Origin of the sequence: Natronomonas sp. EA1, assembly GCF_051195035.1 — an archaeon.
In the GTDB taxonomy this organism is placed as follows: domain Archaea; phylum Halobacteriota; class Halobacteria; order Halobacteriales; family Haloarculaceae; genus JBNTJV01.
The window spans coordinates 684,626-698,198 of record NZ_JBNTJV010000003.1; the positions used below are offsets into that span (position 1 = coordinate 684,626).

14 protein-coding genes, 1 tRNA gene and 2 pseudogenes are annotated in these 13,573 nt (G+C 67.4%); 12 read left to right on the forward strand and 5 right to left on the reverse strand.

The window, feature by feature from the left end; genetic code table 11:
- Positions 1 to 42: 42 nt before the first annotated feature.
- Positions 43 to 897 carry a sulfurtransferase gene (locus tag ACQUQR_RS13235; RefSeq protein WP_435196957.1) on the forward strand — a complete coding sequence of 285 codons (855 nt, stop codon included), beginning with the start codon at positions 43 to 45 and terminating at the stop codon, positions 895 to 897.
- Positions 898 to 943: 46 nt separating this feature from the next.
- Here the strand turns inward: ACQUQR_RS13235 and ACQUQR_RS13240 are convergent, their stop codons facing one another.
- Together ACQUQR_RS13240 and ACQUQR_RS13245 are read right to left on the reverse strand one after the other, a co-directional pair.
- Positions 944 to 1,759: a hypothetical protein gene (locus ACQUQR_RS13240; protein WP_435196958.1), complete on the reverse strand. Its 816-nt coding sequence runs from the start codon at positions 1,757 to 1,759 to the stop codon at positions 944 to 946.
- Entirely contained in the window at positions 1,756 to 2,676 is a 921-nt protein-coding gene (locus tag ACQUQR_RS13245) for a patatin-like phospholipase family protein (protein ID WP_435196959.1), read from the reverse strand. Before ACQUQR_RS13245 ends, ACQUQR_RS13240 begins: the two co-directional genes overlap by 4 nt.
- Before the next feature lie 78 nt (positions 2,677 to 2,754).
- Between ACQUQR_RS13245 and ACQUQR_RS13250 the strand changes: the two genes are divergently transcribed.
- From ACQUQR_RS13250 to ACQUQR_RS13275, 6 genes are all read left to right on the forward strand, one after another.
- Positions 2,755 to 3,135 (forward strand): Rid family detoxifying hydrolase, encoded by a 381-nt coding sequence (locus ACQUQR_RS13250; RefSeq protein WP_435196960.1) that lies wholly within the window; start codon positions 2,755 to 2,757, stop codon positions 3,133 to 3,135.
- On the forward strand, positions 3,136 to 3,336 hold the full coding sequence (locus tag ACQUQR_RS13255) for a hypothetical protein (RefSeq protein WP_435196961.1): 201 nt from the start codon (positions 3,136 to 3,138) through the stop codon (positions 3,334 to 3,336).
- Between the two features lie 28 nt (positions 3,337 to 3,364).
- A tRNA-Ser gene (locus ACQUQR_RS13260) sits at positions 3,365 to 3,445 on the forward strand.
- A gap of 286 nt (positions 3,446 to 3,731) precedes the next feature.
- Positions 3,732 to 4,199 (forward strand): cupin domain-containing protein, encoded by a 468-nt coding sequence (locus tag ACQUQR_RS13265; RefSeq protein WP_435196962.1) that lies wholly within the window; start codon positions 3,732 to 3,734, stop codon positions 4,197 to 4,199.
- Between the two features lie 49 nt (positions 4,200 to 4,248).
- Positions 4,249 to 4,635 (forward strand): DCC1-like thiol-disulfide oxidoreductase family protein, encoded by a 387-nt coding sequence (locus ACQUQR_RS13270; RefSeq protein WP_435196963.1) that lies wholly within the window; start codon positions 4,249 to 4,251, stop codon positions 4,633 to 4,635.
- Positions 4,636 to 4,678: 43 nt separating this feature from the next.
- Entirely contained in the window at positions 4,679 to 5,305 is a 627-nt protein-coding gene (locus ACQUQR_RS13275) for a rubrerythrin family protein (protein ID WP_435196964.1), read from the forward strand.
- Positions 5,306 to 5,649: 344 nt separating this feature from the next.
- Here the strand turns inward: ACQUQR_RS13275 and ACQUQR_RS13280 are convergent, their stop codons facing one another.
- Positions 5,650 to 6,426: a S26 family signal peptidase gene (locus ACQUQR_RS13280; protein ID WP_435196965.1), complete on the reverse strand. Its 777-nt coding sequence runs from the start codon at positions 6,424 to 6,426 to the stop codon at positions 5,650 to 5,652.
- 77 nt (positions 6,427 to 6,503) lie between these two features.
- Here ACQUQR_RS13280 and ACQUQR_RS13285 point away from each other — a divergent pair, with 77 nt between their 5' ends.
- Positions 6,504 to 8,012 (forward strand): DNA-directed DNA polymerase II small subunit, encoded by a 1,509-nt coding sequence (locus ACQUQR_RS13285; protein WP_435196966.1) that lies wholly within the window; start codon positions 6,504 to 6,506, stop codon positions 8,010 to 8,012.
- 357 nt (positions 8,013 to 8,369) lie between these two features.
- Positions 8,370 to 9,467 (forward strand): NADH:flavin oxidoreductase, encoded by a 1,098-nt coding sequence (locus ACQUQR_RS13290; RefSeq protein ID WP_435196967.1) that lies wholly within the window; start codon positions 8,370 to 8,372, stop codon positions 9,465 to 9,467.
- A gap of 6 nt (positions 9,468 to 9,473) precedes the next feature.
- Here the strand turns inward: ACQUQR_RS13290 and ACQUQR_RS13295 are convergent, their stop codons facing one another.
- The gene (locus tag ACQUQR_RS13295; RefSeq protein WP_435196968.1) at positions 9,474 to 9,851 is read right to left on the reverse strand and encodes a hypothetical protein; all 378 of its coding nucleotides are present in this window, start codon (positions 9,849 to 9,851) and stop codon (positions 9,474 to 9,476) included.
- Positions 9,852 to 9,905: 54 nt separating this feature from the next.
- On the opposite strand from ACQUQR_RS13295, the gene ACQUQR_RS13300 reads away from it, so the two are divergent.
- Both ACQUQR_RS13300 and ACQUQR_RS13305 read left to right on the forward strand, forming a co-directional pair.
- The gene (locus ACQUQR_RS13300; RefSeq protein ID WP_435196969.1) at positions 9,906 to 11,123 is read left to right on the forward strand and encodes an RAD55 family ATPase; all 1,218 of its coding nucleotides are present in this window, start codon (positions 9,906 to 9,908) and stop codon (positions 11,121 to 11,123) included.
- Positions 11,124 to 11,225: 102 nt separating this feature from the next.
- Positions 11,226 to 12,413 carry an aspartate kinase gene (locus tag ACQUQR_RS13305; RefSeq protein WP_435196970.1) on the forward strand — a complete coding sequence of 396 codons (1,188 nt, stop codon included), beginning with the start codon at positions 11,226 to 11,228 and terminating at the stop codon, positions 12,411 to 12,413.
- A gap of 20 nt (positions 12,414 to 12,433) precedes the next feature.
- Here ACQUQR_RS13305 and ACQUQR_RS13310 read toward each other — a convergent pair.
- Positions 12,434 to 12,868: pseudogene (locus ACQUQR_RS13310) on the reverse strand (metallophosphoesterase family protein); the annotation flags it as partial.
- 220 nt (positions 12,869 to 13,088) lie between these two features.
- Between ACQUQR_RS13310 and ACQUQR_RS13315 the strand changes: the two are divergent.
- Positions 13,089 to 13,573, forward strand: a pseudogene (locus ACQUQR_RS13315) (RNA-guided endonuclease InsQ/TnpB family protein); the annotation flags it as partial.

Consider the following 13,573-nt stretch of genomic DNA (forward strand, 5'->3'; position numbering starts at 1 on the left):
TAGCACTACTTTATCCGTGGTGACCGAACGGATAGCTGAATCATGAGTGAGTATGCAAAGGACGTGCTCGTCTCCCCGGAGTGGGTAGAGGAGCATCTCGACGAGTTCCAGAGTGACGACCCCGACTATCGACTGGTCGAAGTCGACGTGGACACGGAAGCGTACGAGGAGAGCCACGCGCCCGGTGCCATCGGCTTCAACTGGGAGACGCAGCTTCAGGACCAGACCACCCGTGACATCCTGACGAAGGCGGACTTCGCCGACCTGCTCGGCAGCCACGGCATCTCGGAGGACTCCACCGTCGTGCTCTACGGTGACAACTCCAACTGGTTCGCCGCCTACACCTACTGGCAGTTCAAGTACTACGGTCACGAGGACGTTCGCCTCCTGAACGGTGGCCGCGACTACTGGCTCGACAACGACTTCCCGACGACGGACGAGGTCCCGGACTTCCCGGCGCAGGACTACACCGCCCGCGGCCCGTTCGACGGCATCCGCGCGTACCGCGACGACGTGGAGAACGCGATCGAGCGTGGCATCCCGCTCGTCGACGTCCGCTCGCCCGAGGAGTTCTCCGGCGACCTCCTCGCCCCGCCGGGCCTGCAGGAGACCGCCCAGCGCGGCGGCCACATCCCCGGCGCGGAGAACATCTCGTGGGCCGCGACGGTCAACGACGACGGCACGTTCAAGACGGCCGACGAGCTCCGCGAGCTCTACGAGGAGCAGGGGATCACCAACGACCAGGAGGTCGTCGCCTACTGCCGGATCGGTGAGCGCTCCTCGATCGCGTGGTTCGCCCTCAGCGAACTGCTCGGCTACGACAACGTCGTGAACTACGACGGCTCGTGGACCGAGTGGGGGAACCTCGTCGGCGCGCCCATCGAGAAGGGGAACTGAGGTCACTACCTTCCGGATTCTTTCGACGCTTCCCCGCCAGCGACAGCTACCGGTCGCGCTCGATGCCGTAGGTCACGGTGAGGAACTGCGCGGGGCCGAGCCACATCTCGTGCGTCGCCGCCAGCACCCCGTCGCCGGGTGGCTCGACCGGGCTCTCCCCCGCGGGCCACACCCGGAACCGCTGGTCCATCGGGAGGGCGAACTCTCCTTCCGCGGTCACCAGATACAGCCCCGGATGTCCCGGCGCGAACGTCGTCAACCGGAGCCCCGACCCCATGTTCTCGGGGCGGAGCACCGTCGAGAGGTTGCTTCCGGGCAGGGGAACCGCGATGTTCGTGTAGCGCTCGCCGTCGTGGACGTGCGAGGCGTAGAGGGCGACGAACACCGCCTCCCCCGTCTCTTCGTCGATACGGGTCCAGGCTCGCGCCCCGTCGCGGGGGTCCACCGCCGGGTCGACGGCGACGATGTCGCTCTCCAGCGCTCGGAGTTCCCCATCGACGGGGAGGTTCAGCTGTTCGAGCCGGCTCGTCGCTCGCGCCGCGAGCCTCGCGCCCGTGCGGAAGGGCCGGTGCCACGTCGTGCGAAACCGCATCCGGTACCCCGTCGTGCGCTCGTAGAACCGCCGGACCTCGCCGTCCACCGCCTCGGGGTCGAACGCCGCGCTCGCGTACGCGGCCATGTCGTCCATCTCGCCGACCCTGGGCTCACGGCCGATGCCCCGGCGGTCGACCCAGTCCGGGCCGATGTAGCCGTCGCCGAGCACGGGCGAGAGGGGGACCTCCCGCGCGTTCGCGTGTGACCGGGCGAGCGCCGTGCCCGCGAGCGCCCCGCCGACCACCGCGAGTGCGAGTCGCCGGCTCACAGGTCGTCGAGGAAGGCGTCGGCGCGCGCCCTTCCGGCCTCGAGGAGGTCCTCGATGAACGCGGGGGAACGGTCGAGCTTGGAGGCATGGCCCAGTTCCAGCTCCTGCCCGAGTTCGATGCGCCGGATTTCGGTGTGTGCGTACTCGTCTTCCGGGAGGTGGCCGGCTTCGACCCAGTCGTTCACGCGCTCGACGAAGTTGAGTTCCTGATTCAGCGAGATGTTCCCCGAGAGCTCGTTCCGGCGGTCCGCGATCTCCATCAGGGATTTGGGTTCGCCCTCCCGCGTCTGGGGGTTGATCTGGACCACCCAGAGCTCGTCGGGTTTGGATTCCGCGCCGCCCGTGAAGAGCTCGTGGACGGGCGGATTTTGGGAAAAGAGGCCGTCCCAGTGGTAGTGGCCGTTCATCTCGACGGCGCGGAAGAGGTCCGGGACGGCGGCGGAGGCGAGCAGCACTTCGGGGGTGATATCCTCGTCGACGAACGCCTCGAAACAGCCGCCGTTGATGTCCACGGTGCCGACGACGAACTTGGGGCAGTCGGGCGTCGGGTCGAAGGTGACGTGCTCCTCGATGACCGCGCGGAGGTCACGCCGCGCGTCGTTCGGCGTCACGTAGGGGCTGAACTCCGGGAGGGGGAACCCGCTCGCCCGCAGGCGCGACCAGCCCGTGAGGGTGTCGTTGGCGACCCGTTCGGCCGGGGATTCGGCGGCGATGTCCGCCCACAGCGCCTCGAGCGCGTCGGGCACGTCCTCGCCGTGACGGCGGGCGCTCCACGCCGTCGCGGCGGTGATGGCCCCGCCGGAGGTGCCGGAGAGCCCGACCAGCTCGCCGGGGAGGTCGGGGAGCAGTCGCGAGAGCACGCCCGCGGTGAAGGCGGTGTGGCTCCCGCCGCCCTGGCAGGCGATGGCGATGTTCATACCGGGACGAGGGACCGAACACCCTTGAGGTGCGGGGGAGCCCGGCACTTTTTCTCACTCCCCCTCCCACGACGAGGTATGAAGGAGATCATCCACACCGACGAGGCCCCCGCGGCCGTCGGCGCGTACAGCCAGGCGACCACCAACGGCGAGCTCGTCTTCACGGCGGGCCAGATTCCGCTCACCCCCGACGGCGACCTGAAAGACGACGCGCCCATCGCCGAGCAGACGGAGCTCGCGCTCTCGAACCTCGAGGCCGTCCTCGCCGAAGCGGGCGCGGAGCTGAGCGACGTGCTGAAGGTCACCGTCTTCCTCGCGGACATCGACGACTTCGGCGAGATGAACGAGACCTACGCGACGTTCTTCGACGAGGAACCCCCGGCGCGCTCCGCGGTACAGGCCGGAGCGCTCCCGAAGGGCGTCGGCGTCGAGATCGAGGCCATCGCCTCGGTCGAGTAGATGGACCCGCGGGTGAAGGCCGCGGTGCTCTGGGGCGCGATCGGCGCGCTCTCGTTTCTGGTCCTGCTGCAGGGCTACCGGCTCTACTCGGGGTTCGACGTGCCCGTGCTGGTGTACGTCGCCGGCGCGTTCGGGGTCGGCGTGGTCAGCGGTGGCCTGTCGTCTCTCGTCGACCAGCGACTCGGAAACGAAAGTCATTAACGCCGGACCGGGATAGATGAACGCGTAAGCCGGGATGGCCGAGTGGTAAGGCGCACGCCTGGAAAGCGTGTTCCCTCTGGGATCCAGGGTTCAAATCCCTGTCCCGGCGCTTTTGCGACGAGCAATTCGCGAGGAGCAACGCGGCTAGGCAGGATTTGAACCACGCGAACCGAACGACGTGAGGTTCGCAATCGGGTTCAAATCCCTGTCCCGGCGCTTTTGAAATCGCAACGCGCCGAGCACCGCGTAGCGTGTGCGAGGCCGCCTGCGATTTCGACGCAACGACGACAGGGATTTGAATCCGCTCGCTGTCGCTCGCTATTCAAATCCCTGTCCCGCCCGGAACACCTGCCCCCGAACATACCCTTTTGCCCCCCGCCTCCGTCGCCCCAGCCATGCGAAAGGTCACTGTCGACGAGGTGGAGTCGTGGATGAGTCCGGCGAGCGTGAAGCGTTCATTAGGAAAGGCGCTCGGTGCGGAGGGGCTGTCGATGAACCTCTTCGAGCTCCAGCCGGGGGAGTCGTTCGCCTTCGGCTACCACAAACACGAGGGGCAGGAGGAGGTGTTCTACGTCCTCGAGGGTACCGCGACGTTCGAGACGGAAGAGGGGGAGGTGCAGGTGAGCGCGGACGAGGCGATCCGGTTCGAACCGGGCGAGTGGCAGCAGGGGCGCAACGCGGGGAGCGAGCCGGTCCGGGCGCTCGCGGTTGGCGCGCCGGCCGAGATGGGCGAGACGACGATTCTCCGGGAGTGCCCCGAGTGCGAGGAGACCACCGCACAGGACGTGGAGATGGCCGACTCGAAGGACGCGCTCGTCACCGTCTGTGTCGACTGTGGAGCCGAGACGGGCCGGTTCGACTGAACTGTCGAATCCCCAACGGAGAAAAGCCACCCGCGCGTAGGCTCAGCACATGACCGACGACACCCGGGAGGCGACGTTCGTCTACGACGACGACTGCGGCTTCTGTACGTGGTGGGCCGACTTCTTCGCGGAGCACTCCGAGCTGGGGCTGGTCGGCTTCTCCGAGCTCACCGACGAGGAGAAACAGCAGCTCCCCGAGAACTGGGAGGCGTGTGCCCATCTCTTCGCCGACGGGGAGACCTACTCCTGTGGCGAGGCCATCGAGCGCGCGCTCGCCCGGGCGGACGTGGCCCCCGGCTCCGAGCAGGTGTTCGGCTTCCTCCGGGAGTTCAAGGACTACGAGCGCCTCCGTGAGATACTTTATCGCGAGGCCGCGGACCGTCGCGACCTGTTGGGGCACTTCCTCAGCAAGGAGCCGCCGGCGCGGCGGGATTGACGCCGTCGCAGGCTACAAGCCACCCCACGCTGTACCGTGGGGTATGGATGCAGATTCGCTTCTCGAGGCCGTCCGTGAGGACAACCGAACCGCGCTCTCCCGACTCGGCTCCTCGAAATCGCTCTACGCCGACACCAAGGGCGAGATGGACGCCGACACCGTCCTGACCGCCGCCGCGGATGCCGAGTTCGCGGCCGCCGAAACCTTTGCCCAATGGGCCGACGCGGAGCCCGTCGAGGACGTGGCCGCCGCCTTCGACGAGAGCGCCGCCGAGGAGCGCGACCACTACGACCGCGTCGCCGCCAAACTCGACGACCACGACCCCGGCGACATCTCTGCGATCCAGGCGTACCTCCGCGGCTGTGACACCACGCTCGAACGCCTGGGCGGGTTCCTCGGGCGCACCCTCGCCGCCGAGAAATCCAAAGAACAGCTCGTCGGGTTCTTCGTCGGGCAGGCCGACCCGAAGACCTCCCAGCTCTTCCGCGAACTCGGCGCCGACCTCGACGATCAACTGGAACGCGTCTCCGCCCTGCTGGAGGCCCACTGCGACGACGAGCGCGACTGGGAGACGGCCAAGACGGCCGCGGGTGCCGCGATTCAGGCCGCCTACGACGAGTACACCGAACGGCTGGAGGGGATGGGGGTCAATCCGAAGCCCGTCTGTTAGCACCCACCTTTTTCTCGTCGGGGTCGCTCCGCGACCCGCTCCTCCAAAAAGCTGGACCAAAAAGCCGCGAGCGCCGACGGCGCTCGCGGTGATGCTCGTGAGCTCCGCGAACGAGCGCTCGTGAGACGAGTGCAGCGAGTCTCACGGTGATGCTCGTGAGCTCCGCGAACGAGCGCTCGTGAGACGAGTGCAGCGAGTCTCACGGTGACCTCGTGAGCGCACGGGCGTGCGCTCACTCGGACATCCCGCCAACGGCTAATTTGGACGAGCGATGCCTGCCGGCTGTTCCACCGAGCGTTCGCTCCGTGGCTTGCGTCACCGAGCGTCGAGAGGGGGAGACGGGATCAGACCGCAGCGGTCGCGTTCGTGGTGTTCGTTGCTGTGACAGTGGGTTCGGCCTGCGGTGCGGCCGCGGCCTCCATCACTGCGGGGGGTGCGGGCGGGCCGGTCGCGATGAACAGCGGGCAGGGACCGCCGGAGCTGCAGAGCTTCACGAAGCCGAGGCCGGGGATGCGAGCCTCGGCCGTGCCGACGACCCACGAGGGCTTGACGGGGGCGGAGAGGCCGTTCACCTGATCGTACTGGGGATTGGTCTGGGCGTTGTCCCCCTTCGTGATGAACCCGGCGTGGGGCGCGGGACAGTAGCGCAGCTGGTCGCAGTTGTTCGCGCTCCCGAGATACGCGGGGTTCGCGCGGTCGTACCAGTTCTCGCCCTCCTCGACCCAGAGCATCGCGCGGTGGATGATGGGGGTCGTCCCGGCGCGGTCGTTCCGGGTGTAGATGATGACGTCACCGGGTTCCTTGAACTTCGTGTACCCCTGGTTCTCGCCGACCTGGTAGGTGACGACGCCGGTCTCGGCGACGGCGAACTCCGGTGAGAGCCGGTGTTCCTCCATCACGAAGATCAGATCGCCGGTCTGCATGTGCGGGTACATGCTCGACGATTCGACGGCGACCATCGGCGGCCAGACGCCGCTGATGGCGAACAGGAGCAGGCCGAGCGCGAGCACCGAGGCGACGCTCGTCGCCACCTCTCGAACGTAGAGGACGACGCCGTGGTCCGTGGTCCACAGCCAGCGGAGGGTCTCGCGGACCCCACGGCGGTCGTCGCGGTCATCCATGCCTGTCCCTTCGGGGGCAGGCGTTTGAACGTTCTGGCTTTCGCTATCCTTTTGCCCGGCGACGGCCACGCTCGGATGTGCCACTGGAGACGCCGGCGCGCATCGTCCAACGGCTCACCAGCCACGGCTTCAACGCCGAACGCGAGGCCGTCACCCTCCTCGCGAACGCGCCGGACCCCGACGCCGCGGTCGCGCTCGCGGTGGAGGCTGCGCCCCCCGACGCGCTCGTCCTCCGCGCGGAACACGTGAAACAGGCGCTCGACTCCTCGACGGGCCGACCCTCCATTTCGAATGGAGACGAATCACACGCAAATCGGTCGAAGTCGGTCGATACTCCACCCGAAGCAAGGGGGTCGTTCACACGCGACTCGAACCCGGAGCAGCGCTCCGTCGAGATCACGGGCGACATCACCGGCGAGTCGACCGGCACCGGGGCCTACGAGGACTTCGTCGCCGTCTTCCGGGACCGCTACGAGCGGCTCTCCGCGAAGCTCCGCGGCCGGGTGAACCACCGACCGACGGACGCCCTTCAGGCCATGCCCGGCGGCGGCGAGGCCGGGCTCGTCGGGATGGTCTCGGACGTGCGCTCCACCGCCAACGGCCACTGGCTCATCGAGCTGGAGGACACGAAGGGCGTCTTCCCCTGTCTCGTGATGAAGGACAAGGGTATCGCCGACCTCGTCGGTGAACTCCTCTTGGACGAGGTCATCGCCGTCGACGGCACCCTCTCGGACGACGGCGGGATCATCTTCGTCGACTCGCTGCACTTCCCCGACATCCCGCGGACGTACAAACCCAACACCGCCGACCGGCACGTCCAGGCGTGTCTCATCTCCGATGTCCACGTCGGCTCCGACGAGTTCATGGAGGACGCCTGGCAGCGATTCACGGGGTGGCTCCACACCGAGGAGGCCGAACACGTCGAGTACCTCCTCATCGCGGGCGACATGGTCGAGGGGATCGGCGTCTACCCGAACCAGGACGAGGAACTCTCCATCGTCGACATCTACGACCAGTACCGCGCCTTCTCGGAGTACCTGAAGGAGGTCCCCGGCGACATGGAGATCATCATGATCCCCGGGAACCACGACGCCGTCCGGCTCGCCGAGCCCCAACCCGCCTTCGACGAGGAGCTCCGCGACATCATGTCCGCCCACGACGCGCGCATCACGGGCAACCCCTCCATGGTGAGCGTCGAGGGGGTGAACGTCCTCATGTACCACGGCGTCTCGCTGGACGAGGTCATCGCCGAACTCCCCGCCGACAAGGCCAGCTACGACGAGCCACACAAGGCGATGTACCAGCTCCTCAAAAAGCGCCACGTCGCTCCGCAATATGGGGGCCACACCCGACTGGCGCCCGAGAAGCAGGACTATCTCGTGATGGACGAGGTGCCCGACATCTTCCACACCGGCCACGTCCACAAGCTCGGCTGGGGGATGTACCGGAAGGTGATGGCGGTCAACTCCGGCTGCTGGCAGGCCCAGACCGACTTCCAGAAGTCCGTCAACATCGACCCCGACTCGGGGTTCGCGCCCGTGGTGGACCTGGATACACTGGGGATGACGGTCCACAAGTTCAGCTGAGAGTTTTCCGCCTCGGGTTTCCTCGGTCGCCTGCGGCGACCTGCGGGAACCGCTCGGCGCAAAAAACTCAACGAAAATGCCGAACGCTCGCTCCCGCTCGCGTTCGGGGAACCGAGTGAGCGCACAGGGGTGCGCTCACTCGGACATCCCGCCAACGGCCAGCTCGGTCGGGCGATGCTCGTTGCTTGTTCCACCGAGCGTCTGCTGCCGGCTGTTCCACCGAGGTTCGCCCCCCGGCTGTTCCACCGAGCGTAGCACCGTGTCAGCTCCCGGCTCGTCTGTGACTGTCTCACGTCTCGTGTGCCCCCCGTACACGCCCGCCGTCCCCCTTTATTCGTGACGCGGCAAGCGCTGGTCATGTCTCAGGACGTGCTCTTCGAGGAGTTCGACCTTGGCGACCTGACGCTCGACAACCGTGTCGGTCTCGCGCCGATGACTCGGACGTCGGGCACGGACGACGGCCTCGCCACCGCGGAGATGGCCCGATACTACGCGAAGTTCGCGGAGGGTGGGTTCTCCTTCCTCGTCACCGAGGGCGTGTTCCCGAACGCGAATCCCGGGAAGGGGTACGACGGCCAGCCGGGGCTCGCGACGGACGAGCAGGCGGCCTCGTGGGAGCAGGTCACGTCGGCGGTCCACGATGCGGACAGCGCCATCGTCGCGCAGCTGATGCACGCCGGTCCCATCACGCAGGCCGACGGCGTGGAGGCGGTGGGTCCCTCGGAGACGACGCCGCAGGGCGAACAGCTCCCCATCTACGGCGGGGAGGGCGAGTTCCCCGAGGCCAGCGCGCTCTCGACGGACGACCTCGAAGCCGTCAAGGCGCAGTTCGTCGCCAGCGCGAAGCGCGCCGTCGACGCGGGGTTCGACGGGGTCGAAATCCACGGCGCGAACGGCTATCTCCTCTACTCGTTCCTCAAGTCGACGCAGAACACCCGCGAGGACGAGTACGGTGGCTCACCCGAGGCGCGCGCCCGGTTCCCGCGTGAGGTGCTCGACGCGGTCATCGAGGCCACGCCCGACGAGTTCGTGGTCGGGATTCGCCTCTCGCAGACCGCGGTACAGGACGACGAACACCGCTGGACCGCCGAGGAGGCCGAGGCGTACCTCTCGGCGCTCGACGCGGGCGACTACGTCCACGTCACGCAGGAGCCCATTACGGAACCCGCCTTCGAGGACACGGAACAGACCCTCTACGAACTGGCCGAGGCGTACGCGGACACCGCCGTCATCGCGAACGGGGGTATCGGGTCGCCCGAGGCGGCCGCCGAGGTCATCGAGAACGGTGCGGACCTCGTGACGCAGGCGAAGTCCGCGCTCGCGAATCCGGACTGGCCCGCCCGCGTGCAGGCTGGTGAGGCGCTCGACGACTTCGACTTCGAGGAGACGCTGCTGCCGACGGCGGAACTCAAGGAGTTCGAGGTGCCCGCGCCGGCACGGTCGGCCGACGACTGAGGAGGGCTACTGCCGATACCGTATCGTCCGCGTGCTGCCGAACCGGGGGCCATAGCCGGCTTCCGCGAACCCGGCGTTCTCCGCGGCCTCGCGCCCCGCGTCGTCGTCCTCGCCCACGAGGTACTCGACGGTCATCCCCTCCCGGTCGGCGAAGCGGATCGGCTCCGCGAGGAGCTCGGTACAGGTCTCGCACGGCCCCTCCAGCTGGGTGACGTAGACCGTCTGTGCCTGCGCATCGAAGCTCACGAAGCCGACGATCTCCTCGTCCTCCTCGGCGATCCTGACCGTCCGGTCGTGGACGAGGTTCCGCATCACGTCCATCGGGGCGTCGGTCAGCTCGGCCATCCGTTCGGCGTCCGCTTCGACGGCATCCCGCACGTCCATGCTGTGTGTACACGATGGCCATTCAATTAAACCCCCACGCGACGAACGGGGGGTATGGACCGTGACGCGTCGCCGGGCGAGGAGCGTGGGGAGCCTGACGAGGGAAGCGACCGGTGTGACTTCTGCCGGATGCCGATGCCGCTGGAGCCGGTCGAAATCACCGTCGACGGGTCCGACTACGAGTGCTGTTCGGAGGCCTGTCGTGACGCCCTCGTCGCCAGCGAGTACGTCTTCACCGAGTACCACGGCCACCGCCGGGTGAAACCGGGCGTCTCCGCGATGGACGCCTCCCTCCCGCAGGGGTTCCCCCGGAACGCGTTCGTGCTCGTCTCCGGCCAGCCGGGGGTCCGCGACCGCGCGGTCGGCGCGGAGATCGTCTGGCGCACCCTCGAACGCGGCGAGCCCGTGGTGTTCGTCACTTTCCAGGAACCTCCCGGTAGCATCGTCCAGCAGTTCCTCACGCTGGAGTGGAACGTCCTCCCGTATCTCGAGAACGGGCTGTTCCACATCGTCGACTGCTTCACCTACCGGGTGGCCGACCGCGACCGGATGTACGACCGGATGGACGAGTGGAACAAGCACCTCAACAGCGTGGCGAAGCAGGCCACCACGACGATTCGCGACCCCTCCGACCTGGGGGAGGTCCAGAACAAGCTGGACAACGCGATGGAGGCCCGCGAGATGATCGACACCGGGATGGTCATCATCGACTCGCTCACCGAACTCGGCACGCTCGTCCAGCCCGTCCAGGCGTACAACTTCGTGAAGGACGTGCGCGCGGACATCTGTAAGGGCCGGTTCGTCCCCATCTTCGCCGGCGCGACGCTGGCGGGCGACCCCGACGCCTTCCCGCACGACCTCGTGTACGTCGTCGACGGGCTCATCGAGCTCCGGCTCACCGACGAGCTCGTCCCGGACACGCTGCTCAAGCAGGCCCGCATCCGGAAGCTCAACGGCGTCCTCGTCATCCCGGAGTGGCACACCTACGAGTACACGGCGGGGACGGGGATGGTGCTGTTCGACCCGGAGGAGGAGATGGAGAAACGCGAGGCCGAACTCGAGGACGCGGACGGGGCGGAGACGGAGGAATCGACGGCCGAGGCGGCCGAAGAAGCCGACGAGCCCGACGACGCCACCGACGACACGGCGGGTGAGCGGCCGGAACCGGGCGCCGACGCGGACACGAACTCGGAGGCACCGTCCGACGAGCCAGCAGACGACTCGCCCGCTGACGCCGACGACGCCGTGGGGCCGGGTCGGGAAACCCGATGACAGCGAAGCGTGAGACGGCAAGCCTTCGCGTGATGGAAGCTATTATCCCCGCTTGCGGGCTAACGCGGGTATGATTGAGCACGACCATCGGGTGGTAGCAGTATGCGCGTAGTCGCCAAGTTCGGCGGGACGAGCCTCGGAAACGGGGACCGGGTCAACCGGGCCGCGGACTCCGTGGCCGCCGCCGTCGAGGCCGGGAACGAGGTCGCCGTCGTCGCCAGCGCCATGGGCTCGACGACCGACTACCTCCTCGACGCCATCACCTTCGAGGCCGACGAGGCCGACGAGGCCGAGATCGTCTCGATGGGGGAACGCACCTCCGTCCGGATGCTGAAGGCCGCGCTCTCCGCCCGCGGCGTCAACGCCGTCTTCTTCGAACCCGGCGCCGACGGCTGGCCGGTCATCACCGACGAACACGGCGAGGTCGACATCGAGGAGACCGCCAAGCGCGCCGCCGCGCTCGCCGAGCGCATGGGCGAGGAGAACGTCGTCCCCGTCATCACCGGCTTCCTCGCGCAGGACCACGACGGGAACGTCACCACGCTCGGCCGGGGTGGCTCGGACACCACCGCCGTCATGCTCGGGAAGTACATGGACGCCGACGAGGTCGTCATCGTCACCGACGTCGAGGGCGTCATGACCGGGGACCCGCGCGTCGTCGAGGGCGCGCGCAACGTCGGCCAGATCACCGTCGACGAGCTCCGCAACCTCTCGTTCCGCGGCGCCGAGGTCGTCGCCCCCAGCGCCCTCTCGTACAAGACCGAGGGGATGGACGTCCGCGTCGTCCACTACCAGCACGGCGACCTCCTCACCGGGGGCACGAGCATCGAAGGGCAGTTCGAGAACCTCATCGACCTCCGGGAGGGCACGCTCGCCTGTCTCACCGTCGCGGGGCGTGCCATCCGGAACCGACCCGGCATCCTCTCTGATCTCTCGAAACCGCTCTCCGACGCGGGGATCAACATCGACGCCGTCGCCAGCGGGATGGACTCCGTGACGTTCTACGTCGACGGCGAACACGCCGAGAAGGCCGAGACCATCCTCCACGACTCCGTCATCGCCGAGGAGACGCTCTCGTCCGTCACCGTCGAGGACGACGTGGCCGTCATCCGCGTCACGGGCGGCGAACTCCCGAACCAGCCCGGCGTCATCCGCAAGATCGTCGACCCGCTCGCAGACGCCCACATCAACCTGCTCGACGTCATCACCTCCGCGACCTCCGTCGCCGTCTTCGTCAACGACGAGGACCGCGAGCAGGCGCTCGAGATCATCCAGAAGATCGAGTTCTGACCTCGGTTCCTCCCCTCGATTTACCGACCCTTTCTGAGCCGCGTGCCGATCGCCTCCGGGAGCCCCGCCTCCCGCACGTCCGCGACGACGGCGTCGATATCGTACGCCACGCGCCGCTCCTCGACCGCGAGCCCGTCCGTCTCCAGCACCGCGTAGGCCGCGCGCGGGTCACCGTCCCTCGGCTGGCCGACGCTCCCCGGATTGACGACCACGCCCTCGGGAAACCGCTCGTACCCCTGGACGTGCGTGTGGCCGAGGACGAGCGCGCGAGCCTCGTCCAAGAGGTCCCCCGAGAAGAGCGCCGGGTACACGTACCGGTCCGGGTCGTCGGGGTGGCCGTGTGCGACCCGGACGCCCCCGACTGTCCGGGTCTCGGGCAACGACGCGAGCCAGTCCATCGCCTCCTCGTCCAGTTCGTGCATCGCGTACGCGGCCCCCGCCGCGGCCATCCCGCTCGTGAAGCCCGACTCCAATCACACAGACGCAAGGAGGGTGTCCCCGGCTTTAGTCGTCCCCAGAACGCGGAGCGTTCTGGCGGGCTGCACAAGAGCGGAGCTCTTGTGAACGTGGGAGGGATCCGACAAGCCTCGAATCAAACCACGACTGATTGCAACCCGACTCCCCCCACGCCAGCCACAGAATGTATAAAACACTACACCGTACGTGAAGTTACAGATGGAGGTCAAACGAACCGTTCCGGTCAAACTCTCGGTTCCCGAAGACCGAAAAAAAGACCTCCATCAGACCATCGAGCAGTTCAACCGCGCCTGCAACTACGCCGTCCAGCACGGTCGGAACGACGAAGGCTACCTCATCCTCAACAAGTCCACCATACACGACGAAGTGTACCACGACCTACGAGACGAGACAGACCTCCCCGCGAACCTCTGTGTTCGCGCCTACTCCAAGGCCGTCGAAGCGATGAAATCCACGGTTGCTGACTGGAAGAAGGGCGCCAGCCGACCACTCCCGCGATTCAACGAACCGTCAGCCGTCTACGACAAACGGACGTTGACCATCAAAGACAGGTCGGCCACCCTCTCCACCATCAACGGCAGAGTTGCCGTGGACTTCGTTCTCGGAGACTACCAGAAGTCCTACCTCGATGATGACGAGTACGAGAAGCGGATGGGGACGCTCCACTACCGCGAGGACGAGGA